Source organism: Chloroflexus islandicus (genome assembly GCF_001650695.1).
GTDB classification, from domain to species: domain Bacteria; phylum Chloroflexota; class Chloroflexia; order Chloroflexales; family Chloroflexaceae; genus Chloroflexus; species Chloroflexus islandicus.
This window is the reverse complement of the sequence record NZ_LWQS01000038.1, coordinates 308,167-331,829: the sequence shown is the minus strand read 5'-3', so window position 1 is coordinate 331,829 and position 23,663 is coordinate 308,167. Positions and strand designations below refer to the sequence as shown.

The window sequence follows — 23,663 nt, the reverse complement described above, 5'->3', positions numbered from 1 at the left end:
GTTCGGCGGTGGCATTGCCGTCGGCGGCGCGCGCCGCCACTACCAGCGTATATTGGCCGGGAGGCAGCAACCGGCGCAGCACCTGTGGATCATCGGTCGGCACACTGCCATCAAACCGCAACACATACGGATCGCTGGCCGCAGCCCGCGGCTGCGCCCGTCGCAGATCGTAGCGCTGGCCGGCAGCATCGAGCACATAAATATCCACCAGCGCCGACCGGCCAATCTCATAGCTGATGGCCAGCGGCGCCCCCGCCCCCGGCTCATATCGCTCGGCGCTCGCCGTCACCTCGCCCAGCAATGGCGCAGCGGCGCATCCGCTCAGGCTAATCAACCCTAGCCAAAGCAACCCCAGACCCACGAATAGCATCAGCGGGCGCGCGAATCGCCACGCAAGAACCTTCATGTGCAACCCTCCACACCTATCAAACATCAGCGCACGTTCAATCAGCCACCGGCCTACCGGCAGCGGCAAACTGGCGTTGCAACGCCCGTCCGCCGGCCAACGAAGGCACGATTGCAATCACCGCCAACAGCGCCGCCACTCGCATCGCCACATCGTAGCCGCCGGCCAAAATCGGCGGCGGTGCGGCGGTAATCGGCGTAATCGGGCCGCCATTCAAGGCAAAAATCTGCGACGCCCAGATCGCGCCGGCCAGCGCGATCCCACCGGTTTGACCCACCGTGCGCACGACCGCTAGCAACCCGCTCGCCACCCCCAACGCCTCCGGCGGGGCATTGCCCAGCACAGTGCTGTTATTCGGGCTTTGAAACAAGCCCACCCCAATCCCCAACAGCACCAAAAACCCCAACATCTGCGGCGGCGGCGTCACTGGCGTACTGGCACTCAACCCCAACAGGGCCACGGCCGTAATCACCAAGCCAACGATTGTCAACAACCGTGGGCCAACCCGATCCGACAACCGTCCGCTGATTGGCGACATCAACGACAAGGCGACCGGCAACGCCACTAACATAAATCCGGTACGTTGCAGATCGAATTGGTAGACCAACTGGAAGAAGAGCGGGGTCAGCAACAGATTAAAGGAGAGACCGAGAAAGAGTACCAGCGACGCCAGCAGATTCAGCGAAAAGGCCAAGCGCCGGAAGATGCGCAGATTGAGCATCGGCTGCGGCGTGCGCCATTCCCAAACGAGGAAGAGGACACCCCCGATAAGGGCCGCAGCAAAGAGACCGATCACCCGCCCATCACTCCACCCCCACAGTGGCCCCTCGGTCAGCCCCAACAACAAGCAAAATAGCGCCAACGCCAACAACCCGGCGCCAACCAGATCGAACCGCTGGCCGGGCCGCGCCGGCTGGTCAGGTGCAATCGAACGTATCGTCAACCACCACCCCAGCGCGCCGATCGGCAGATTCACCAGAAAGATCGCCTCCCAGCCGACATAACGCAGCAGAATGCCGCCCAACGCTGGGCCGATCAAGATGCCGGCGGCGACAAACGACCCAATTGCGCCCAACGCCATCCCGCGCTGGCTCGGCGGAAACGCCGTCACCAACAGCGCCGGCCCCACCGCCTGTACCATTGCCGCGCCAATCCCTTGCAACACCCGGAACCCGATCAGCGCCCAAATCGACGGCGCCGTCGCGCAGAGCAACGAGGCGAAGGTGAAGAGGGTAAACCCGATCAGGTAGATCCGGCGCTTGCCGTACATATCGCCCAAGCGCCCCATAATCAAGAGGGTACAAGCGAGCGTCAGCAGATAACCGAGCACCACCCATTCCACTACATTCAGATTACTCTGAAACGCTTGTACTAGCGTATTAAGGGCAATATTGACAATCGAGCCATCGATGGTCGAAATCAACACCCCACTACCGACCGCCGCCAGCGCCCACCATTTCCGCCGTTCTTCCACCTTGCACCTCGCAGCCGCTACATTGCTACCGCGAGCATTCTACCGCACTATGGCTGCAAAGGTGAAGAGCTTTTAGACCACAACACAAATACGAAACCCAGCCAAGTATGGCTGGGTTTCGTATTTGCTAAACGAACCGAACTGGAATTACGGGCGGGTCTGCAGCGTGTCGTTGATGTCGCGGAAGATGCCGTCGATGCTGCCACCAAGCAGGGTCAGAGCACCGATAACGACGACGGCGATCAGAACGAGGATGAGCGCGTACTCGACCAGACCCTGGCCCTCTTCCTTGGCGAAGAAGCTGCGAAGCATTGTGTTCCTCCTGAAGACTAGTGCGGTTGAACTATATTGTGGAGCAACTCTCCACGGTTGTCAGTATACCCCCTCAGCAATGAAAATCCAATAGCCAGAGAGTACCATTTTATGCCAGTACTACAAGACCTTGGTACCGCATTGGAATGGGACTGGTGTACCATTCAAAAATGAACGTTTTGTTAGATTCAAAATAACAGAGTATTACTATTCTACAGTATGTAGTACTACTTTTACAACTAACGACCACAAGAGTTTAAAAAAAGTTGTAGCCAAAGGGGACGTTTCTACGCCAACCGCTATCCACTCCCCATGTGCGGATAGGGTTAGAAGCGGACGGCGTTCCAGCTCACGGCGCTATTACGGTAATGGGATCGTTGCCGCCACCCGAGTGCCGCGCCCGATCGCGCTCTCGATGCCGAACTCGCCTTGCAGCAAGACCTCGATCTGCTGGCGCATATTGGCTAGACCCATATTCTTGCGCGTGCCGGCGCTGGCAATCGCATCTTGCACGGCAAAGCCGCTGCCGTTGTCTTCAATCAGAATTTGGAGCGTATTATCACTATTGTCGAGCATCACGCGCGCTTGGGTGGCGCCGGAATGGCGCACGACGTTATTGATCGCTTCTTGGATGAAGCGGAAGATCGTTACTTCGTAGTGGCCGGGTAAGCGTTGATCGAGGTTTTGCACCATTAAACTGACATCGATTTTGTGTTTTTCGGAAACTTGGGCCACATACCGGCGTAAAGTCGGCACCAACCCTAGATCATCAAGCGTCATTGGCCGCAAGTCGAAGATGAACTTGCGCGTTTCTTGCAGGGTGTTGTTGACCGCATTCTTCAGCGCCACCAATTCGGCGCGAGCTTGATCGAGATCGCGGTCGAGCAGACGCTGGCAGATTTCGGCCCGCAAGACGAGGTTGCTCATCGCCTGTGCCGGGCCGTCGTGCATTTGCAGCGAAATACGCAACCGCTCACTCTCTTGCGATTGGATGATGTTGGCGATCATCGTCTGCGGGTCAAAGGGCAGATCAGCCACTTTGGCGCTGCGCTCCAACTGCGCGGCTGCCTGTTCGAGCAATTCAACAAATTCGCTCAAGATGCTTTGGCGGTTACGCAACGTTTCACGCCGGGCCTGCAACTGCTCGACCTGCGCGCGCATGGTTTGCAAGCGCATTTGGACTTCGATCAGCGAGGTATAGAAGGTCTTGATATCAGTCTTTTCGTAGCGTTCGAGATTGACATCAAGATCGCGCACGCGATTAGCGATCGAGGTTTCGCGCAACGAGAGCTTGTCAACTTCGGCCATCCCTTGCCGCAGCAACGACTCAACCTCATTGATCTCGCGGCGGGTACGATCGATCTCTTCGCGGTATGTTTGGATAGCTGCGGTGATCTGCTGTTGCACTTCTTCGCCTGCCACGGCTGATTCTCCTGCGATGCCGGCGCCGCCGGCGCGAATCTGCTGTTCAGCATTATAGACGTTGCCGCGCAGTGACGCAACGTGTGCCATTGATACTGGTATTTGGTATCATACCATACAGAGTTCAGCGCCGAACAGAAGGGCACAAGCATGGAACTTCGCCATTTACGGTATTTTGAGGCGGTTGCTCGCCACTCACACGTCACTCGCGCTGCAGCCGAATTGCACATCGCGCAGCCGGCGCTCAGCAAGCAGATTAGCCAGCTTGAACGCGAGCTTGGCATTACGTTGTTCGATCGAGTAGGGCGCAGCCTGCGCCTGACTGAAGCCGGTGAGGCGCTGTTGCCATACGCGCGCGCAATCTTGGCCCAAGTTGAGGAAGCGCGTGCGGCTATGGCCGAACGGGTCGGGCTGAAGGCTGGCCGGGTGTCGATCGGCGCGCCGCCGACCGTTGGCGCGCATCTGCTCCCACCATTATTGGCTGCATTCCACCAACGCTACCCCGGCATTACCCTCCGCTTGCACGAGGCCGGCATTCAATCGCTGCTCGACCTGCTTGAGGCTGGCTTGACCGATTTGGCCGTCGTCGCCTTGCCGGTCAGCGATGAGTTGTTGACGGTGACACCCTTGTTGAATGAGCCGTTGGTGTTGATTGTCAGCCCTACCCACCCGCTGGCCGGACGGAGTGAAGTGACGATGGCTGAGCTCCGCAACGAACGCTGGATCTTGTCGCCAGCAAGTTATGAGTTGCGTGAGGCGACGCTCAAGGCGTGCCGCGAAGCCGGCTTTACACCGCAGACAGTGATGGAGGGGGGTGAAACCGAGACGTTGGTGCGGTTTGTGGCTGCCGGGTTAGGAATTGCGTTAGTACCAGCGCTCGCCGTAGCCGGTTTTCATAACGTGGTGAGTCTCACGATTCGCGATCAGAATCTGACCCGCTCGCTGGGCTTGGTCTGGCGCAGTGATCGCACTGCCTCACCGGCTGCCCGCGCCTTACGCGAATTTCTGGTCAGTGAATTGCAGCAGCGCCCGGTCAGCGATCTGATCCGTCCGTGATTGGTTCGAGACGAGCAAAGCTGGCTAACAAGCGCCGCTCGCGATCGGGAAAGCGCACTGTCACTTCTTCGTCACCCTCGATCAGGCGGCTGCTGACCACAATCCCTTCGCCAAAGGTTGCGTGGCGCACCCGCTGGCCGGGGAAAAAGACGGCCTTGAGCGGGGTTGGTAACGGTGCGCTGCGCCCGCTCTCGCGACGTGCAGGCGGCTGATTGAACGAGCGATCATTGAACATTACCGGCTGTGGCGCAGGAAGCGCCCGGTAGCCGCGCCGCCGCAGCGGTTTGAAGAGCGCCGGCGGAATATCGGCCAGAAACCGCGAGCGCGCGCTCGCCGTCACCCGGCCAAACAAAGCCCGCTGCCCAGCATGGCAGAGGTACAACCGCCGTTGGGCCCGCGTCATGCCAACGTATAGCAACCGCCGCTCTTCTTCGAGCGAGTCGCGGTCGGTCTGCGAGCGGCTGTGCGGCAACAAACCCTCTTCGATGCCGAGCACAAAGACGTAGGGGAATTCCAACCCCTTCGCCTGATGCAAGGTGATGCACGTGACTACATCAGTGTGGCGGTCGAGCGAATCGACATCGGCGATGAGGGCGACGTCTTCCAAAAACGCTGCCAACTGATTCTCGACCGGCAGATTGGCGTAGGCGAGCGCTGCGTTGCGCAACTCTTGCACGTTGCGCCAGCGATCGTCGGCTTCGTCGGCGTCGTACTCGCGTTTCAGCGCTGCCTGCACCTCAACTCGCGCCAGCAGGTAGTCAATCAGATCACCCAGCGCCATCATCTCGCGCAGCCGGTTGAGGTCGGCAATGAGGGTATAGAACTCTAACAAGGCGCTGCGGGCGCGCGCGGCAAAGGGATGGTCGGCGGCGTCGCCGGCCAATTCGCTGAGCGCCTGATAGAGCGGCACCCCCAACTGCCGCGCCCAGACGATCAACTCGCTGACGGTGCGCTCGCCGATGCCGCGGCCCGGCCAGTTGATCACCCGCTGCAAGCTGACGCTATCGTAGGGATTGGCAGCCAAGCGCAAGTAGGCCAGCACATCTTTGACCTCTTTGCGCTCGTAGAAGCGCACCCCGCCTACCACGTGATACGGCAGATGGGCCTGCACCAGCGCCTCTTCCACCAAACGCGACTGGGCATTAGTGCGGTACATAATCGCACAATCGCCGGGCCGCGCCGCGCCTTCGGCGATTAGGCGCAGGATTTCGCCCACCACAAACGACGCCTCATCTTCATCATTGGCCGCTTCGTAGAGAATGACCTGCTCGCCTTTACCGTTGGTCGTCCACAGCCGTTTGGCATATTTGCGCTGCGGACTAGCGTTGATCAGCGCCTGCGCCGCATCGAGGATTGCCTGCGTACTGCGATAGTTTTGTTCGAGCATAATCACCGTGGCATCGGGATAATCGCGCTCGAACTGTAAAATATTGCGAATATCCGCCCCGCGCCACGCATAGATGCTCTGCGCTTCATCGCCGACCACGAACAGATTGCGCTCGCGTTCGGCCAACGCGCGCACCAGCAGATATTGGGCGCGGTTGGTGTCTTGATACTCATCGACCATCAAAAAGCGGTAACGCTGTTGATAATGGGCGAGCACCGCCGGATGCTCGCGGAACAGCCGCACCGTCTCGCCAAGCAGATCGTCAAAGTCGAGCGCATTGCTCTCGCGCAAGAGAGCTTGATAGCGGGCGTAGCAACGGGCAACAACCTCATCGAAATAGCTGCGGGTATGGCGGGCAAACTCTTCCGGGCCAACCAGTTCGTTTTTCGCTTGCGAAATCGCGCCGAGGATAGCGCGCGGCGGGTTCTGCTTTTCGTTGAGGTTGAGTTCGCGCAACACCCGCTTCATCAAGCGTTCTTGATCATCGCTGTCGTAGATGACGAAATCGCGTTCGCGGCCAAGATGGATAATATCGCGCCGCAGCCAGCGGGCGCAGATCGCGTGGAAGGTACCGACGGTCAGGTCAGTGGCAACAGCTTCGCCCAACAAGCCCACCAGCCGCTCACGCATCTCGCGCGCGGCCTTGTTGGTGAAGGTGACAGCCAAAATGTGCAGCGGATCAATGCCGGCTTCCGTGATCAGATAGGCAATGCGGTGGGTTAACACGCGCGTCTTGCCGCTGCCCGGCCCGGCCAACACCAACACCGGCCCCGTGACGGTAGTCACGGCGCGTTGTTGTTGCGGGTTGAGGTTGGCAAGCAGGTCGGTGGCCATAGTTGATTCCGGTGCGCAGCTTGGTTGCAGTATACCATACGAAAGCGGCGCACCGCGGTGCGCCGCCTGACCAGCATAGCAGCCACACAACCGTGCTACGCGGTGGGTGATTGGCGGCGTTTGAGTTCGTAGCGGATCATACCGGCCACGCTCATACGCGACCAACTACGCGCCACCACCCCTGCCGGGCCATCGTCGGGGTAGGGCACCCAGCGCGCCGCCAGTGCATCAACGTCAGGATCGCCATCGGCCAACGCCCGGTCAACCAGATCAAAGAGTTCGGCCAACCGTTCGGCAGCGTAGTTAAGTTGATGATCAACATCGTCGTGCGGGCCGTAGTGCGTCACGTAGATCCGCGGCAGGTTCAGCGCGCGCAACTTGGCGATGGTCGCCTGATGGGTTTCGAGGTTATACGCCGGCACCGGCGTGACCGGGAACACAAGCCCCCAGCGTTCCATCACCAACCCAGCCGCATCGCCGATAAACAGACCGCCGCTCTTCAGATCGCGGTACGAGAGATGGTCGGGCGAGTGGCCGGGAGTAGCGATGGCTTCGAGTACCACATCGCGGCCCAGATCGAGGCGCAAGGTTTCAGCCGGGTGGATCCGCTCGGCAGGGATCGGCAGCAACTCGCCGTGCAGCGGCCATGCCTCTTCACCGACGGCCCGGCGCACGCTCGCCATCAGTTTGGTTGGATTCGCCAGATGCTCAGCCACGCTGCTATTAATGTAGACCGTGGCATTGGGCAGCGCAGCAGCGAGATGGCCAGAGCCGCCGCAGTGATCCATGTGGATATGGGTGCAGAGAATGTGGCGCACCGCTTCACGCGGAATCCCTAGCGCATCAAGGCCGGCCAACGTCTTCGGCGCAGTCAACGCCGTCCCGGTCTCGACCAGCGCAATCTCTTCGCCTCGCACGACGTATGTCACACCCACGCCGGGCAAGCCGAGCAGCTCGTGATCGATCGCCCAAATGTGCTCATCAACCTGAAAGATCTCCATCCCTTCCCTCATTATCTGCAATTGGACACGCAACAAACCGCCTGCCCATTGCAAGGCGGTGAGGAACAGTCAGTGACACGAGCAGCACCGTGGGGCATGCGGGCTATTTGCCGGTATTGCGCCGTCGCCGTCGCCGTTTGCCGGTATCGCCTCCCGGAGTGCCTGCCGGCTCTTGCGGCGCGGGTTTAGCGGCGGCAGGTGGAGTTTTCCCCGACGACTTAGCAGCGGCGGCGGGTGGGGTTTTTCCCGGCGACTTGGCAGCGGCGGCGGGTGGGGTTTTCCCCGGCGACTTAGCAGCGGCGACAGGTGGAGTTTTCCCCGCTGGCTTGGCTGGGGCAGCCGGCGCCTCGTTGGCGGCATTCCCGCCTCGCCGGCGCGCCCGCGACTTTGGCGCTGGTTGCTGCTCTGCGTCACGATTTGATTCTACTGTAGGCGGTAACACCGGCGCAGGCGGCGAGAACGACGGCTCATCGTCTTCCAACAGACTCAGATCATCGTTCCACTCGAACGCATCAACCTCATCGCGCAGCATCCGGCGTTCGCCGCGATCGGGCTTAGCCGGACGCGCCGGCGTAATCCCCTCAGCCGCGCGCGCGCGCGCCAGCGCCGCCACCTGTTCGGTAGCCAGCGTAATCTGCGGCATATCGTAGGTTTCGATCATGCCGCTGCTGGCCAATTGCACCAACACTTGCTGCTTGAGCACGTGCTGGCCAACTACTTCACCCGGCCCATCAGGGGTCATCACCCACGTGCCGCGTTTGGGCAACTGGCTGCGCATCTCCAGATACTGCTCGTGTTCGTATGAGAGACAACAAAGTAGCCGCCCGCAAACCCCGCTAATCTTGCTCGGATTCAGCGGCAGGTCTTGGTCTTTAGCCATCTTAATCGAGACCCGGGCGTAATCGGGCAGGAAAGAGGCGCAGCAGAGAATCCGGCCACAGGGGCCAATGCCGCCAAGCATCTTCGCCTCATCGCGCGGCCCAATCTGGCGCAGCTCGATGCGCGTTTTGAAGGTGCGGGCCAGATCGCGCACCAACTGGCGAAAATCGACCCGCTGATCGGCGGTAAAGTAAAAGGTCAGACGGGAGCCATCGAAGGAGTATTCGGCCTTCACCAACTTCATCGGCAAGCCATGCTCTTGCACCTTTTCGGCGCAACGGGCTAGCGCATCGGCATGATACTGTTGCAACTCGGCCATGCGGGCCAAATCGGCATCTTCGGCGCGCCGCACCACCGGCTTCAATTCGCCGACGATCGCGTCATCGCTCACTTCACGCCGTTCAAACGCCACCCTTGCCAACTCAAGGCCGCGCACCGTCTCAACAATCACCGGATCACCGGTATGGAGTTCGAGATCGCGCGGGTCGAAGTAGTAGATTTTGCCGCTGTCTTTGAACCGAATACCAACAACAATTGGCATATAACGTCTTTCTAAGCCAATCCACCTAGTCCTTACGGCCCAATATAGGCAATCGTCGCCTGCCCGCCGGGCTTAGCGCGCGGGCCGAGCACCTTATACGCACGCACCCGCTGCTGCTTACCCTTCAATTGCAACTCACCCATCTCTTGCAGTTCAAACTGATCGCTCACCAAACGGGCCGTATCTTCGCCGATAAACACGGTGCCCGGCTCGGCAGCCGATTCGAGGCGGGAAGCAGTATTCACGGTATCGCCGATGGCAGTGTATTCAAGACGGTGGCGCGTACCGAAGAAACCGGTATAGGCCGGGCCGGTATTTACCCCGATGCGGATGGTAAACGCCTTATCGGGATCAAGCCGGCTGACCAGCCGCTGTTGGGCTTGCTGCATCTCCACCGCGGCTGACACTGCGCGCAGGGCATGTTGCTCGTCGAACGGCTCGTCAGGCAGGCGCGGCGCGCCGAAGATAGCCATAATGCCATCGCCGATGTATTTATCGACCGTGCCATTGTAACGGAAGATGACCTCGGTCATTTCGTGCAAATACTCGTTGAGCAAATCTTGCACCTCACGCGGCGACAGCCGTTCGGAGAGGGCGGTAAAACCCTTCACATCGGCGAAGAGCACCGTCACCAATTGTTCCTGCGCTTCCCAGAGCTTCCCATGCTGGGCGACATAGCGCGAGAGGGCTTGCGCCACATTGGGCGAGAGGAAGCGTTCGAGATTGTGCCGCACCTGACCCTGCACCCGCAGCTCTTCGGTGAGGCGGGCCCGTTCGATCGCCACCGCCGCCAAATTGGCAATCGCCACCACCATATCGCGGTCACGGGGAGTAAATTGCTCGCGACCGGGCGAGTCGAGCAAAATCACCCCGATAGCGCCACCCTGCGTCAACAACGGCGCGCAGATCGCTGAACGGATATTCGCGGCGATAATACTCTTGGAACCGGCAAACTCCATGCGGGCATCGTGAGTGAGCACCGCTTCGCCGCGATCGATCGCTTTGCGCACAATGCTGCCGGCAATCGCCACATCGCCGGTGCCGGGAGGCAAAATCACACGCGGCACCAGCTCGTCGCCCTTGCGCAGCAGCAAGAAGCCGCGCTGTGCCGGCACCAGCCGGATAATCTCCTCCATCACCAAATCGAGCAGCTCGCGGTAATCGAGCGCCTGATTGACCCGCATGCTCAGTTGGTAAAACGCTTGCAGATCGGCGGGTTGCAACTGCAATTCGTGCGCAGCAACCGCTTGCGACTCTGAGGCGACCGGAAAATAGCGGTTATCATCGAGCACCACGCTCTGGGCAGCGCGATCTTCGTAGAGCAGCTCGAAGGGGCCGACCCCGATCACATCACCGTCGTTCAGTTGCTCTTCCTTCACCCGCAGGCGATTGACCGTCACCCCATTGCGGCTGTTGAGGTCGATCACCCACGCCCGCCGTCCGCGCAACTCAACCCGTGCATGCTTGCGCGACACGATCGCATGGTTCAGCACAATCTCGTTATCGAGCTGGCGGCCAATCGTCAGGCCACGCTCGGTAATCGGGAAGGTGCGCTGCTCACCTTGAATGGTGACTGTGATCCGCGCCATAGATGTGCTCCAGACCTACCGGCGCCTACTCCTCACTAGCAAGATCGCCCCAAATCAACTCGGCGATGTGCGTGGGCACAGTAATCGACAACCCCGGCCGCTGGAGGGTGACGCCGATTGCGGGAACCTTATCGGTGATGGCAAAGGCAGCACCCGGCACTAAGCCATTCGCTTCGAGAAAGGCGACGATCGGCGTCTCTTCTTCGGCTTCTTCCGCAATGCGGCGGATGGTGAACGACTGCCCCGGCTGAGCCGTATCGAGCCGGGTATTGCCGGCGTAGACCTCATTTTGGCCGGGGATCGGATTACCGTGCGGGCAGGTGGTCGCTTGACCAACCAGCGCCATAATCCGCTCTTCCATCACCGGCGAGAGCGCATGTTCGAGCCGGACGGCCTCTTCGTGAATCAGATGCCATGGCAATCCCATAACATCAACGAGGAATCGCTCAAGGATTCGGTGGCGGCGCACCATTGCCTCGGCTAATTGCAACCCGCTGGGAGTGAGCGAAATCTCGCCGTGGGCATTGCGCTCGATAAAGCCTTTTTCGAGCAGGCGCGACACAATATGGGTGACGGTTGGCGGCTGCACCTTCATCCAACGGGCCAGCCGGGCCGCAATCACCGGCTCGTTGCGCGCCGCGAGGTAGTAAATCACCTCAAGGTATTCACGTTCTTTCGCGGTTGGCTCGCCGCCTGAGCTGGTTTGCCGGCGGCGTAACGATGCGACAGACTGGGAATTGCTCATACCTGTTTCCTCGCTGCCCGTAGCGCAGCCGATCGGCGCTTGCGGGTCGTTCCGCCGGCGACCGGGAATCATGTACCGGCTGCTGGATTTGATGCTATCTTTCATTATAGCAGACGCACTTGGCTTACGGCATCCGAAAAGGGAAGTGATCGCCAGACCGGATGCCGCTCAAAATAGTATTCCCCGCCGTAATGGCGGGGAATACGTTTCGGAGAAGGGGGTCACCGGTTCGGTAAAGCCTAGCGGGCCTCACCAGCGGTGACACCCATACGCTTACTACTCATGGGCATCACCTCCTTCATGCCTGATCGGCTGTATGATGTGCGAGTACCGACACTGGTACTATACCCAAGGTTGCGAACAAAGTCAAGGGTTGCGCGCAAGATCTTTGCCCGTCTCCCAGTTCTAGAATCATGCGCTGCCCTACCAAGCGCAGCCATCGCTGTAATATGTTGCAACTCCCGCACCACGATCGTGAAGAGCTGGTATAGTAAGCGGCAACCGGCAAGTGTCACGGTGAGACGCGCTATGAGCCAGAAGCAGCAATACTACCTCGTCGTGCGTGGCCGCCAACCGGGCCTCTACCAGCAATGGCAAGGCGCAGACGGCGCCCAAGCGCAGGTGGACGGGTTTCCCAATGCGTTATACAAGCGTTTTGCCACGCTAGCAGCCGCGCGCGAGTGGGTCGCTACGCTACCGCCGGCAGAACGCGCCCAAGCGCAAGCGTTGCTCCCCGCGGAAGCGGAGACGCCGGTCTCAGCAACCGATACGCCAGCCGGGATAGTTGTGATGTATACCGACGGCAGCGCGATTGGCAATCCGGGGCCGGGCGGGTATGGGGTGGTGTTGCGCTACAACAGCCACTATAAAGAGCTGTCCGGCGGGTTTCGCCACACGACCAACAACCGGATGGAGCTCATGGCGTGCATCGCCGGCCTGCGCGCACTCAAACGACCCATGGCGGTCACTATCCACAGCGACTCGGAGTATGTCGTGCAAGCGATGCAGCAGGGATGGGCGCGGCGCTGGCAGGCAAACAATTGGCTGCGCAACAAGAGCGAGCCGGTCAAGAATGCCGATCTGTGGGCCGAGCTGTTGGCCTTGTGCGATCGCCATCAGGTGACGTTTGTGCGTGTGCCGGGCCATAGTGGCGTGCCGGATAACGAACGCTGCCACGAGCTGGCGCTTGCAGCCGCGCAACAACCTGACCTACCACCCGATGAGGGGTTTGTGGCGGCGTAGGGGCTGGCGGTGAGAGCCAACATGAAGCCGCCAAGCGGGCCAAGACGCAGAGGACGTCAACGCAAAGAACGCAGAGGACGCAAAGAGATTTGAAATGAGTCTGACTCTCGGCGTCCTCGGCGGTAGCAACTGTCGCAAGCGAGAGCCAGCAGCGCCCCCTCTCCCGCCGTCAGGTGGGAGAGGGAGTTGGGGGGTGAGGGTAACCCCAAGCCGCAAAGCAAGCAAAGGCGCAGAGAGTTTTAACGCAAAAGGCGCAAAGTGGTGGTTGGAACTGTTTCGCTATCTCGGCGTCCGCTGCGCTTTCGCTCTTTACTTATCGAGTCACGGCGCGCCGTGACCCTACTGGAGCGCAAAAAGCAATTCGGCTTCGCACGCCAGTTGATCGGCAACAGTGGCGCGGGCCTGACCCTTGCCGATCCCGCGTCGCATCCGTTCGAGCTGCACTTCCAGCCGCAGGGTATCGCCGGGACGCACCACCCGCTTGAAGCGCGCGCCGTCAATCCCAGCAAAGAGCACCAGCTTGCCGGCGTTTTCGGGCAGGCTCAGCGCCGCTACTGCACCGGTTTGGGCCAGCGCCTCTAGGATCAGCACGCCGGGCATAATCGGGTTGCCGGGGAAATGGCCCTGAAAGTAGGGTTCATTCGCTGAGACCAGCTTCTCTCCCACCGCGCGCACCCCCGGTTCCAGATCGACAATCCGATCAACCAGCAGAAACGGATAGCGGTGCGGAATCAGGGCCATAATCTCTTGGATCGACAGCATACGAGCGTGCTCCTTCAGCAACAATGCCGCCTAACGGCGCGGCGAGGCCACCGCAATCAAACGCGGGCTCGCCGCAGTGTACGGTTCCAAATCGTAATTGCCATAGATAGCGCGGAGGGTAAAGCCGGCCCGCGCCAGCAAATGTTCCAGCTCAAAGCGGTAGAGCCAGCGCATTGTGAACTGCATCGTGCGCCGGGTCAATGCGCCGTCAGCCGCCGTTTCGTCGTAGATGAAGGTGACGTGGCTGATCTGTTCGGCGGCATCGCTCTCGATCACAACAAATTTTTGCACATAGCGGCCATCGAGTTCATAGCTGCGTTCGAGCTGCATCCGGCCATCTTCACGGGTTATGGCCAGCGGATCGGGATTAAACAGATCGATGATCAGCGTCCCTTTACGGGTAAGCGCCCGGCGCACCGCCGCTAGTGCTGCAAGCTGATCTTCGATCGTGGTTAAGTGCATGAACGAATTAACCGCTACAAACGCTAATGGAAAATGGTTTTCCGGCAAGACCATGCCGCGCACATCGGCTTCGATCAGCGTCACCCGGTCGGCCAAGCCTTCGGCGGCCAGCCGTTCGCTGGCCAGCGCCAGCATCGCCGGCGAAAGATCAACGCCGGTGAGACGATAACCGGCGCTGGCTAACGGCACCAGCACCCGCCCCGTCCCGCACATCAATTCGAGGATCGGATCGCCGGTGCGGCGCGCCCACTCGCGGTAAAAGGGCACATCATCGTGAAAATGACGAAAATCGGCATCATAATACCGCGCAAAAGGATCGTACAGGTTCATGCGTTTTCTTCAGGCAAAGGCCGGTTACGGATTGGTCAGCAAAAACAGCACCCCAAACACCAAGCCAATGAATACCACCCCAATGATCCCTATCGTCAAAATCCGCGGATCGATAATGGGCTCGAAGCGGGGTGCGCCGGGCAGATTGGTTGACGAAGCCGGCATGCGCGGCGGTTCGGGTGGCGGCGGCGGCGTCCGAAACACGTCGTCAGGGTTTGAGGAAGGTAAGCGAACAACTTCGCCCTGTGCCGATGGGAAGTTGAAAGGGTCATTCGCTTCCGGTATTGACGGCCCGCCACTACCCTCGCTCGACCGGCGCAGTGCGCCAAATATACTGCTGCCAACCGAGATGACCACCATCAACACAATCAGGGCAATAAACAGTTCGGTGGTGCCGATTGGCATGCCGGTCTGTTGGGTCAGCCAACGCGCCAACGGCGGCAGAATAGAAGGCCCCAGAATAAACAGCAGGAACACGAGCCAGCCGATCCAGCCCGATCCACGACGGCGTTGTTCCATAGCTCCCCCTTTCTCACGAGCCGGCGACTGGCGCAGCGCGCACAATCAGGCGATGCGAGTAGACGCCAATCGGCACGCAGGTGATGAGGGTCAAGGTTTCGCTACTGGTAGGCGCCAGCACCCACGTATCTTCCGGCAGGACGGTAACAACCTCGCGCACGACATAGCGGCGGTCGCTACCATTCACCGTAACCAACACCTCGTCGCCAACCGCAATCGCCGGCAGTTGATTAAAGATGATGCCGCGATAGCCCACATGCCCGGCAATAACGATATTGCCGCTCGTGCCGGGATAACCGCTGATTGGCCAGTAGTGGACTGCTGTGTAGCGCGGTACATCCCACACGCCGAACGAAAAGCCGGCGCTGACCACCGCAGTATCAACCCCGATCCGGGGCACGCGCACACGGGTAGGGCGCACGGCGGCCCACGCGGCATCGGCGGTCTTCACCGGCGCAAGAGCCCATTCCGGCGCCGGATGGGCAGCCAACCATGCCCGCCCCAAATGGCCGAGCAACACCTGATAGCGCGGCGGATTTTGAGGGTGCCACTCGAAACGGGCCCGCTCAAAATATTGCACCAGCCGGGGTTGGCCATTCTCATCACTAATCTCAAACGGCTCCGACAGCGGGTAGCCGAAGGTAGGCAAGCCGCCGTTCCGCCACCAAAAGGTGCGGAATGCGCCGCTCAGGCTATGGCCGGTTTCAGGGAAGAAATCGGCATTGGCCGGCGCCGCCGGCAGCGGGGTGAAGGCAGGATGATCAGCATACGCCGCCGCCGCCCACCGCCCCAGATGCCCCACCTGCACCAGCGCCAAATCGGCATGCCACTCGAAGCGGGCCCGCTCGAAATATTGCACCGGACGGCCATCTTCGATGAACACTTCGGTCAACGGGTAGCCAAAGATCGGCAACCCTCCCTGCCGGTCATAAAACTCGCGGAACGCATAAGCCAAGGTATGCCCTGTCTCGCGGAAGAGCACCGGCGTGCCGGCGGCGGTATTGGCAGCCACTGGCAGCGGCCCCAATCCGATCAGCAGTGCGATCAAACAGAGGATGAGTAATCGACGCATAGCTGCATTGTACCGTATTTCTCGCGGAACTTCAGGCTGTGCTAGCAAGCCAGCCGAGTCTGGGAACCCTTTGGCGCATCGCCAGAGCCGGACGGTTGATCTATTCGGCGACATCACCCATCGCCTTCACATCTTGACGAATTTAACCTCGCCTCCCCCTCCTTCAGGCGAAGAAAGGTGAGATGAGCCATTCGCATGTTGCGCTGCCCACGACGAGCGCCTCATCCCTCAATCGTACCAGCAGCCAACGTCAGCAAGAGCAACGCCTGCATCCCCCGGCTCAGGTTAGCCGGCAAGATATACTCGTCGGTGCGGTGGGCATTGCCGCCGTCAGTTAGGCCAACGCACACCGCCGGCATCCCAAGGCTGAGCGGAATGTTGGCGTCGGTGCTGCTCTGCTGGAACGAAATCTGCGCGCCAACCATCTGATACGCGGCCACCGCCGCTTGCACCAGCGGATGCTCACGCGGGATCGCGCCAGACGGGCGATCGCCGACTTTGGTCAATTGCAAATGCACTTCGGGTTGTTCGAGGGCCACTTCTTCCACCAAGCGGTAGACCTCGTTGACCAGATCGGCCAGCGCCGCCGACGACACCGAGCGCAGGTCTATCAGCATACTGGCGTGCTGGGCAATCGTATTGACCGAGGTGCCGCCGCTGATCGTGCCGATATTAAACGTCGTGCGGGGCGACAGGGGCACATTCAGTTCGGTCAAGCGGGCGGCCAGCCGCACCAGCACATGGATTGCGCTCGGCGTGCCGAAATTGCCCCACGAATGGCCCCCCGGCCCCGAGGCTTCGATCCGAAAGCGACGCACCCCGATCGCCTGATGGTGGAGCGAGCCAAAATCGCAACCCTCGATCACCACGACGGCGCCGAGCCGGGTGCGCAGCCGGTCGATCACGGCCCGCATGCCGAGCAAATCACCCAACCCTTCTTCGGCGACGTTCGCAACAAACCAGATATCACTGGCGGTAGGCAGATGAAACCGCTGATAGACTTCCGCCAAGCGCAGCAGACCGGCCAAACCGGCGCTGTTATCACCAATGCCGGGGCCGTACACCCGATCGCCTTCGTAGCGGATCGAGAGATCGGTATCGGCGGGGAAGACGGTATCGAGATGGGCCGAAACCAACAGTGCCGGGCGATCGCGCTGGCCGGGCCGGCGGCCATAGACATTGCCGAGCTCGTCGATTTCGACATCGTGCAAGCCGAGCGCCTGCATCCGTTGGCTTACCAGCGACGAACGCGGACGTTCAGCAAAGGTCGGGGCCGGCACCTGTTGGATCTCGATCGCTGTTGCCAACGTCGAACGATAGTCAGCCAGATCGGCCAACGCGGCGCGCACCGCCGGATGGGTATACCAATGCTGAATCACAGCTTTCATCGCCGCTTCCTTATCATACAGGAACAATGCGCAGATCAGGCGCTGTGCGGCATTCGCCGCGATGAAGCGCCTTTGGCAAGCATTATCCGGTAACGAGCGATTGCTGTCAATTTGCCAGCCGTTCTGAGTCGTGGCATACTGACGCGGTAGACAAGGGAATAGTGAGTTGGGAGTAGGGAGTCAAGGCGACGTAACCATTCACGATCACAAAAGGGCGCACAGGGCGCTCAGACGATCTGTGATTGACAGAGTAACGCCTTGGCAGTAGCGCATCATTAAGGAGCGTCTATGTCGCTGTTGCCGACTGCAACTGTCGCGACCATTGCCCGCCACGCCGGCCAACGGGTGACGCTGGCCGGCTGGGTCTACCACAAGACCGAGAAAGGCAAATTGATTTTTATCTTGCTGCGCGATGGCAGCGGGACGATTCAGTGCGTGACCTTTAAAAAGAATGTGAGTGAAGCGACGTTTGCCACTGCGCAAGCATTAACCCAAGAGAGTTCGTGCCGGATTACCGGCAGCGTGCGCGCCGACGAGCGGGCGCCGGGAGGGTACGAACTTGATGTCGAAGAGATTGAACTCATCGGCCCAAGCCACGACTACCCGATCACCCCCAAAGAGCATGGGGTCGAATTCTTGATGGAACACCGCCATCTCTGGGTGCGCTCTTCCAAGCAGCACGCCATCTTGCGCATCCGGGCCGAAGTCATCGCCGCTGCGCAAGAATGGCTCAACGAGCAAGGCTTCGTCCGCTTCGACACCCCGATCCTCACCGCCACCGCTGCCGAAGGCACGACCAACCTCTTTGCGACCGATTACTTCGACCTTGGCAAAGCCTATCTCGCCCAAACCGGCCAGCTCTACGTTGAAGCCGGCATGATGGCATTTGGCCGGGTGTACTGCTTTGGCCCCACCTTCCGCGCCGAAAAGAGCAAGACCCGCCGGCACTTGACCGAGTTCTGGATGATCGAGCCGGAAGTTGCGTTTGCCGATCACGAAGACAATATGCGGCTGCAAGAGCAATTTGTCAGCGCGATTGTGGCCCGCGTGCTCGATCGCCGGCGCGAAGACCTGAAGGTGCTGGAGCGCGACACCACCGTGCTTGAGCAGGTCGTGCCGCCCTTCCCGCGCATTACCTACGATCAGGCGATTGAATTGATTGCAAGCCATCAGGGAGAAGTTGAGGGCGCTGATCCGCTGCCGTGGGGCGAAGACTTCGGCGCGCCGCACGAGACGCTGATCGCCTCGAAGTTCGACCGGCCAGTCTTCGTCGAGCGTTTCCCATCGGCGGTGAAGGCGTTCTACATGCAACCCGACCCCAACCGGCCTGAAGTGGCGCTCTGCGCCGACTTGCTGGCGCCAGAGGGGTACGGCGAGATCATCGGCGGTTCGCAGCGTATCCACGACCCGGTGCTGCTCGAACAGCGCATCCGCGAGCACGGTTTACGGATCGAAGACTACGAGTGGTACCTTGACCTGCGCCGCTATGGGACAGTACCGCACAGCGGGTTTGGCATGGGGATCGAGCGCGTCGTGGCGTGGATCACCGGCACCCGCCATATCCGCGAGACGATCCCGTTCCCCCGCCAGTTGTACCGGATCTATCCGTAGGAGTGGTAAGGGCGGGTTTGAAACCCGCCCTTACCACTCACTCTATCCATATTCCCCTCACCGCACCAAAGTGCGGCGCACTCGCTCGACAGCTTGCTGGGCAGTGGTCAGATAGGCCGCATAGACACCCGACCGGTTGAGCACCAGCGGCGTTGCGACGCCAACCGCCAGTAACGCCGGCAACCAGAAGAAGACGAAGAATTGGGCCAGCCACGCACAGATGAGGCCACCGCCAACCAGTGTATTGAGCAAAGCAGTACTGCCGCGCTGGGTATAGCCCGTGCCTAACAGTTCGCGCAGATTGGCGATCAGCAACAGCACCCCGGCAAAGGCGCTAAAGTGCATCGTGAGACCGATGTTAAAGAAGCGCAGCAACAAGTAGACCACTAACCCAAAGACGATCAACCCGAAGATGATCACATAGATCGACTTGATCGGGTAGCCGCCAATGATCACATACGATTGGCGCGAGCCATTGCCATTGTTCCCGTACATCGCCGTATCCTTTCACTGCATCAGCACTATGCATCGCTGCCGGTACGACGTTGCCGAATCGCGAAAGGTTGCAGTTCAGCGACGGCTGATGACGCTTACAACCCGCGCTGCGCTACTCTTCAAACACGGCGCGCACGCGGAACATGCCATCTTGCTGATCGGGCGCATTGGCCAACGCCTGCGCTTGAGTCAACATCTCGCCCACCACATCAGGCCGCCAAACCGTCGTCAAACCGGTGACCTGCGCCGTCGGCGGGACATTACTCACATCGACTTCCTGCAACATCGCGATATAGTCAAGGATCGCCGAGAGCTGGGCCCGCATCACCGCAATCTCTTCATCGGACAGGGCAATGCGGGCGAGGCGAGCGACGTGGCGAACTTCGGCTTCTGACAGTGACATAGCAACCTCGTAAGCGGTGAATTAGGCAACTCCTGATTCCTTGCGCAATTTTCGATCACGGGCCGAGCCCACCAGCATCTGGCGTGTATAGAGCAGCCGCTGCACGGCGGTAATATGCGAGGCGACCCCGACAGCGATCACGGCCCATTCAAGGATCGGCAGGTCGGGAAAGAACGGCATGACTACCAAGCCGAACAAGAGCAGACCGAGCTTTTCTTGCCGGCCAGCAAAGCCGACATTGCACGAAGCCAATTTACCGGTCGCTTCTGCGCGGGCACGCACGTAGCTTGCCATCACCATGCCAAAGATCGCAAACAACGCCCACACTGGCGCCACCACGCCAGAGAGCATCAAACCGCCCATCACAAACGCCTCGGCATAGCGATCGGTCACGTGATCAAGCACCGTCCCGTACTCGCTCGCCTTGCCACTGGCGCGCGCCGTCGCACCATCGAGGACATCAGCCAGACCCATCAGCAAGATAGCAACCACTCCCCAGAGGAAGGCGCGTTGCGAGAGGAGATACCCAGCCAAAATACTGAACACGAGGCTCAGATAGGTCAGCATATTGGGATGGATTCCCAGACGGGTACAGAAATGGCCAAGCGGCAAGGAGGCCTGTTCGTAGAACTGGCGAAAGCGGGCAAGCAACGGCATCATTGACGTTCATCCTTTAGCTAGGGCAATGACTGAAGCGTTCATTCCATCAGACCTTGCCATTATCAATGCTGTGATAGCAGAGCGGACGTCCGCCGCTCCACTTCGGCCAGCGTGATCGGCGCATCAGGGCCGGTATGCTCAATCCAGATCGAGGCCGTCGCCGCGCCGGTGCAGCCGGCCCGGAAGAGATCACGCGGATCGGTGAGGTAGGCGTGCAAGAAGCCGGCCATATACGTATCGCCGGCGCCGGTCGGGTCGCGGGCATCGGTTGCGTAAGCCGGGATTGCGATCGAGCGTTCACCATCATCAATCTGCGAACCGGCTTCGGCGATGGTGACAATCGCAATCGCGCAGCCGGTTTCGCGCAACCGCCGCGCCGCCAGCACCGGATCGATCCGCGGATCAATCCCGGTAATGACTTTGGTTTCCACTTCATTGGCCTTGATCACGTGGCACAGCGGCGCGATCGCAGCGAATTCATCCGGTAAAAAGTGCTCGATCCGGCCATCGGCGCCAAACCGGCGCAGCAAACCTTGTGGATCAAGCACGATTGGCGCATCGGTCTGGGAGCGGATGGCTTGGATCAACGCGAGCGGCGTCTCTTGCAAAATCGGGCCTACAATGACTGCTCTAGCAGTGGCGACGGCTGCCGGCACAGCAGTAATCGGTTCAGCCACGCCAAGCACATCGAGCGTGCGATCACCGCGATGATCGTACACCAGCTTAAAGCCGCCGGTCTGGGAAGCTAATTCCACAAACGGCGCAATCCCGTAGCGCACTAGATCAGACTGAAACCGGTCAAGGTAATCAGGCCCCACCCGTCCCACCAGTGCGGTGGCGCGGCCAAGCCGGCTGAGGGCCAGACAGGCGTTGGTCGAACACCCCGACAGCACGCGCCCTTCGGTGCGCACTACTGGCGTGATAATCTCGTCGTACACCGGATTGCCAAAAGCAATAACATCTACCATAGCGTGCTTAGCCATTTCCTAATAATCGATCGTACAATCCTTGCAATTGTTCGTCATCGTACAGGGTAATCGTCACTCTGATAGTGCGCCCGCTGCGTGAAATCTGCACCGGCGTTTGTAACAGCTCTTCAAACATCTGCTGGGCCATCTGATCTTCTGGCGAGCGAGTATCGCTCGCACGTTGGCGCTCCAGCGCAGGCCGCGCTGCCGTGGTCACCGGTGACACGGTGCTCGTAGGCCCTTTCACTGCGGCGATGGCGGCAGCGAGATCGGCTCCGGCAGCCAGCGCCGCGCAAAGCCGTTCACTCTCGGCAGCGCCAAACCGATGAGTGATCACCGCCTCACAAGCAGCCGCTTGGGTGTGGGGATCGGCCAGTTGGAGCAATGCCAGCGCCTGCGCCGGTTCGATCTGTCCGGTACACAACGCGCGCCGGGCCGGCGCCGCTAGACCGGGTTGGCTGGCCAGTTCAGCGAGGCGTTCGACATCACGCACATTCAGATCGCGTTGTTGGATCAATTCAAGTGCGGCTTGTTGGTCGGCGGGATCGTCAAGCCGCAGCAGCGCCCGCCCGTGACCGGCGCTGATTGCGCCATCGAGCAGGGCTTGCCGGGCAGCGGGGGCAAGGCGGAGCAGACGGCGGCTATTGACGATCGCCACCCGGCTTTTGCCGACCCGGCGAGCAATCTCATCATCGCTCAAGCCAAACTCGCGCCGCAAGGTTTCGTAAGCTTGGGCCTCTTCCAGCGGGTTGAGGTCGGCGCGCTGCACATTCTCAACCAACGCCAATTCAAGGAATTGCTGAGGAGTCGCATTCTTGACAATTGCCGGCACGGTGGCCAAGCCGGCCATTCGCGCCGCGCGCAGCCGGCGTTCGCCGGCGATCAGCTCATAGCCGCCAGCCGGGTCTTCGCTAACAATCAGCGGCTGCAACACGCCGTGCTCTTGAATGGAAGCGACGAGTTCAGCGAGGGCAGCTTCATCAAACGATGTGCGCGGCTGGGCGCGATTGGCCCGAATCGCCGCCACCGGCAATTCACGCACGGCAGCCTGCTCCGCCGTAGATGACGGAATGAGCGCATCTAACCCGCTGCCCAAACCACGCTTCCGGCTCATACCAATCGCTCCTCCCGTCCAATCAATTCTTCGGTCAGCAGCGCGTAGGCTTGCGCACCACGACCGTGCGGATCATATTCGTAGGCGATCCGCCCGTGACTCGGCGCTTCGCTCAGGCGCACGCTGCGCGGGATCAAGGTGCGGCAGATGAGGCGAGGAAAGTAGCGCTGCACTTCATCAACCACCTGTTGGGCCAGATTGGTGCGGCCATCGTACATCGTCATCACCACCCCGAGAATGCGCAGGGTCGGATTGAGACTTTCGCGCACCCGTTCCAGCGTGGTCTTAAGCTGCGCCAATCCTTCCAGCGCCAGATATTCACATTGCAGCGGAATGAGCACCGCGTTGGCCGCACAGAGGGCATTAAGGGTAAGCAAACCCAGTGAGGGCGGGCAATCAATCACGATCCAATCATAGCGCGGCAAGAGGGGAACCAAGCCATCGCGGAGCCGCCATTCGCGCCGGTCGAGATCGACCAATTCAATCGCTGCGCCGGCCAATTCTTGATCAGCCGGAATAATCTCAAGCCGATCGCGCCCGCTCGCTATCGGGATCGTCTCTGGCGGCGCGCCCCCTAGCAGCAGATCGTAGGTCGTCACCGTCAATGAAGCTTTGGCAATGCCAAGGCTCGTGGTGGCGTTACCCTGCGGATCAATGTCAACCAGCAGCACGCGCCGCCCGCGCCGGGCCAGTTCACCGGCCAGATTTACGGCAGTGGTGGTCTTGCCAACGCCGCCCTTCTGGTTGGCGATAGCGAGTATCCGCGGTTGTGGGCCTGTTGGTTGCTGTTTCACGTGAAACACCCGCGCTAAGCAGCCAATCCAACCGCTATTGTACCATAGGCAAAGGATAGGATTCGTTATGGCGATATATGGAGGAAGATAGCCGCGAAAAAAAACGCAAAACGCGCAAAAATACCGCTAGCAGGTGAATAACCACCGTGTATCAAGCGGCCGCCCAATAGGACGTTTCTTCAGCCTATTAGCATTAT

At 60.2% G+C, this 23,663-nt stretch carries 22 protein-coding genes and 1 pseudogene; 3 read left to right on the top strand and 20 right to left on the bottom strand.

Features of this window, described 5'->3' with window-relative positions:
• From A6A03_RS05655 to A6A03_RS05640, 4 genes and pseudogenes are all read right to left on the bottom strand, one after another.
• A pseudogene (locus tag A6A03_RS05655) lies at positions 1–406 on the bottom strand (flagellar hook assembly protein FlgD); the annotation flags it as partial.
• Between the two features lie 37 nt (positions 407–443).
• On the bottom strand, positions 444–1,880 hold the full coding sequence (locus A6A03_RS05650) for an MFS transporter (protein ID WP_066784643.1): 1,437 nt from the start codon (positions 1,878–1,880) through the stop codon (positions 444–446).
• 147 nt (positions 1,881–2,027) lie between these two features.
• On the bottom strand, positions 2,028–2,192 hold the full coding sequence (locus tag A6A03_RS05645; RefSeq protein ID WP_066784637.1) for a Flp family type IVb pilin: 165 nt from the start codon (positions 2,190–2,192) through the stop codon (positions 2,028–2,030).
• 360 nt (positions 2,193–2,552) lie between these two features.
• On the bottom strand, positions 2,553–3,704 hold the full coding sequence (locus tag A6A03_RS05640) for a sensor histidine kinase (RefSeq protein WP_245668854.1): 1,152 nt from the start codon (positions 3,702–3,704) through the stop codon (positions 2,553–2,555).
• Positions 3,705–3,764: 60 nt separating this feature from the next.
• Between A6A03_RS05640 and A6A03_RS05635 the strand changes: the two genes are divergently transcribed.
• Positions 3,765–4,670 carry a LysR family transcriptional regulator gene (locus A6A03_RS05635; RefSeq protein WP_066784629.1) on the top strand — a complete coding sequence of 302 codons (906 nt, stop codon included), beginning with the start codon at positions 3,765–3,767 and terminating at the stop codon, positions 4,668–4,670.
• On the opposite strand, the gene A6A03_RS05630 is transcribed toward A6A03_RS05635, so the two are convergent.
• The 5 genes from A6A03_RS05630 to A6A03_RS05610 form a co-directional block, all read right to left on the bottom strand.
• Positions 4,648–6,891 carry an ATP-dependent helicase gene (locus A6A03_RS05630; RefSeq protein WP_066784627.1) on the bottom strand — a complete coding sequence of 748 codons (2,244 nt, stop codon included), beginning with the start codon at positions 6,889–6,891 and terminating at the stop codon, positions 4,648–4,650. The genes A6A03_RS05635 and A6A03_RS05630 overlap by 23 nt on opposite strands.
• 95 nt (positions 6,892–6,986) lie before the next feature.
• The gene (locus A6A03_RS05625; RefSeq protein ID WP_066784625.1) at positions 6,987–7,892 is read right to left on the bottom strand and encodes an MBL fold metallo-hydrolase; all 906 of its coding nucleotides are present in this window, start codon (positions 7,890–7,892) and stop codon (positions 6,987–6,989) included.
• A 103-nt stretch (positions 7,893–7,995) separates the two neighbouring features.
• Entirely contained in the window at positions 7,996–9,312 is a 1,317-nt protein-coding gene (locus A6A03_RS05620) for a PSP1 domain-containing protein (RefSeq protein WP_082908923.1), read from the bottom strand.
• Between the two features lie 32 nt (positions 9,313–9,344).
• Positions 9,345–10,901, bottom strand: a complete 1,557-nt coding sequence (locus A6A03_RS05615) for an adenylate/guanylate cyclase domain-containing protein (protein ID WP_066784622.1) — start codon at positions 10,899–10,901, stop codon at positions 9,345–9,347.
• 25 nt (positions 10,902–10,926) lie between these two features.
• A complete protein-coding gene (locus A6A03_RS05610) occupies positions 10,927–11,646 on the bottom strand; it encodes a metal-dependent transcriptional regulator (protein WP_066784618.1) in 720 nt (239 codons plus the stop codon).
• A gap of 528 nt (positions 11,647–12,174) precedes the next feature.
• Here A6A03_RS05610 and rnhA point away from each other — a divergent pair.
• A complete protein-coding gene (gene rnhA / locus A6A03_RS05605; RefSeq protein ID WP_066784616.1) occupies positions 12,175–12,888 on the top strand; it encodes a ribonuclease HI in 714 nt (237 codons plus the stop codon).
• Positions 12,889–13,227: 339 nt separating this feature from the next.
• Here rnhA and fabZ read toward each other — a convergent pair whose 3' ends face one another.
• From fabZ to A6A03_RS05580, 5 genes are all read right to left on the bottom strand, one after another.
• On the bottom strand, positions 13,228–13,650 hold the full coding sequence (gene fabZ, locus A6A03_RS05600; protein ID WP_066784610.1) for a 3-hydroxyacyl-ACP dehydratase FabZ: 423 nt from the start codon (positions 13,648–13,650) through the stop codon (positions 13,228–13,230).
• Between the two features lie 30 nt (positions 13,651–13,680).
• Complete coding sequence (locus A6A03_RS05595) at positions 13,681–14,442, bottom strand: class I SAM-dependent methyltransferase (protein WP_066784607.1); 762 nt, start codon at positions 14,440–14,442, stop codon at positions 13,681–13,683.
• A 24-nt stretch (positions 14,443–14,466) separates the two neighbouring features.
• Positions 14,467–14,961 (bottom strand): hypothetical protein, encoded by a 495-nt coding sequence (locus tag A6A03_RS05590; RefSeq protein WP_066784604.1) that lies wholly within the window; start codon positions 14,959–14,961, stop codon positions 14,467–14,469.
• A 13-nt stretch (positions 14,962–14,974) separates the two neighbouring features.
• The gene (locus tag A6A03_RS05585) at positions 14,975–16,033 is read right to left on the bottom strand and encodes a sortase (protein WP_066784601.1); all 1,059 of its coding nucleotides are present in this window, start codon (positions 16,031–16,033) and stop codon (positions 14,975–14,977) included.
• 221 nt (positions 16,034–16,254) lie between these two features.
• Positions 16,255–17,421 carry a M20/M25/M40 family metallo-hydrolase gene (locus A6A03_RS05580; protein WP_066784598.1) on the bottom strand — a complete coding sequence of 389 codons (1,167 nt, stop codon included), beginning with the start codon at positions 17,419–17,421 and terminating at the stop codon, positions 16,255–16,257.
• A 288-nt stretch (positions 17,422–17,709) separates the two neighbouring features.
• On the opposite strand from A6A03_RS05580, the gene asnS reads away from it, so the two are divergent.
• On the top strand, positions 17,710–19,032 hold the full coding sequence (gene asnS / locus A6A03_RS05575; protein WP_066784596.1) for an asparagine--tRNA ligase: 1,323 nt from the start codon (positions 17,710–17,712) through the stop codon (positions 19,030–19,032).
• A 57-nt stretch (positions 19,033–19,089) separates the two neighbouring features.
• On the opposite strand, the gene A6A03_RS05570 is transcribed toward asnS, so the two are convergent.
• From A6A03_RS05570 to A6A03_RS05545, 6 genes are all read right to left on the bottom strand, one after another.
• Positions 19,090–19,527 carry a hypothetical protein gene (locus tag A6A03_RS05570; RefSeq protein WP_066784592.1) on the bottom strand — a complete coding sequence of 146 codons (438 nt, stop codon included), beginning with the start codon at positions 19,525–19,527 and terminating at the stop codon, positions 19,090–19,092.
• 112 nt (positions 19,528–19,639) lie between these two features.
• Positions 19,640–19,930, bottom strand: coding sequence for an Asp-tRNA(Asn)/Glu-tRNA(Gln) amidotransferase subunit GatC (gene gatC / locus A6A03_RS05565; protein WP_066784589.1), 291 nt, complete (start codon positions 19,928–19,930; stop codon positions 19,640–19,642).
• Positions 19,931–19,951: 21 nt separating this feature from the next.
• Positions 19,952–20,590, bottom strand: a complete 639-nt coding sequence (locus tag A6A03_RS05560; protein WP_066784587.1) for a CDP-alcohol phosphatidyltransferase family protein — start codon at positions 20,588–20,590, stop codon at positions 19,952–19,954.
• A 62-nt stretch (positions 20,591–20,652) separates the two neighbouring features.
• The gene (locus A6A03_RS05555; RefSeq protein ID WP_066784672.1) at positions 20,653–21,558 is read right to left on the bottom strand and encodes a PfkB family carbohydrate kinase; all 906 of its coding nucleotides are present in this window, start codon (positions 21,556–21,558) and stop codon (positions 20,653–20,655) included.
• A gap of 7 nt (positions 21,559–21,565) precedes the next feature.
• Entirely contained in the window at positions 21,566–22,672 is a 1,107-nt protein-coding gene (locus tag A6A03_RS05550; protein WP_066784585.1) for a ParB/RepB/Spo0J family partition protein, read from the bottom strand.
• The gene (locus A6A03_RS05545) at positions 22,669–23,466 is read right to left on the bottom strand and encodes a ParA family protein (RefSeq protein WP_066784581.1); all 798 of its coding nucleotides are present in this window, start codon (positions 23,464–23,466) and stop codon (positions 22,669–22,671) included. The genes A6A03_RS05550 and A6A03_RS05545 overlap by 4 nt, the downstream gene beginning before the upstream one ends.
• Positions 23,467–23,663 lie beyond the last annotated feature (197 nt).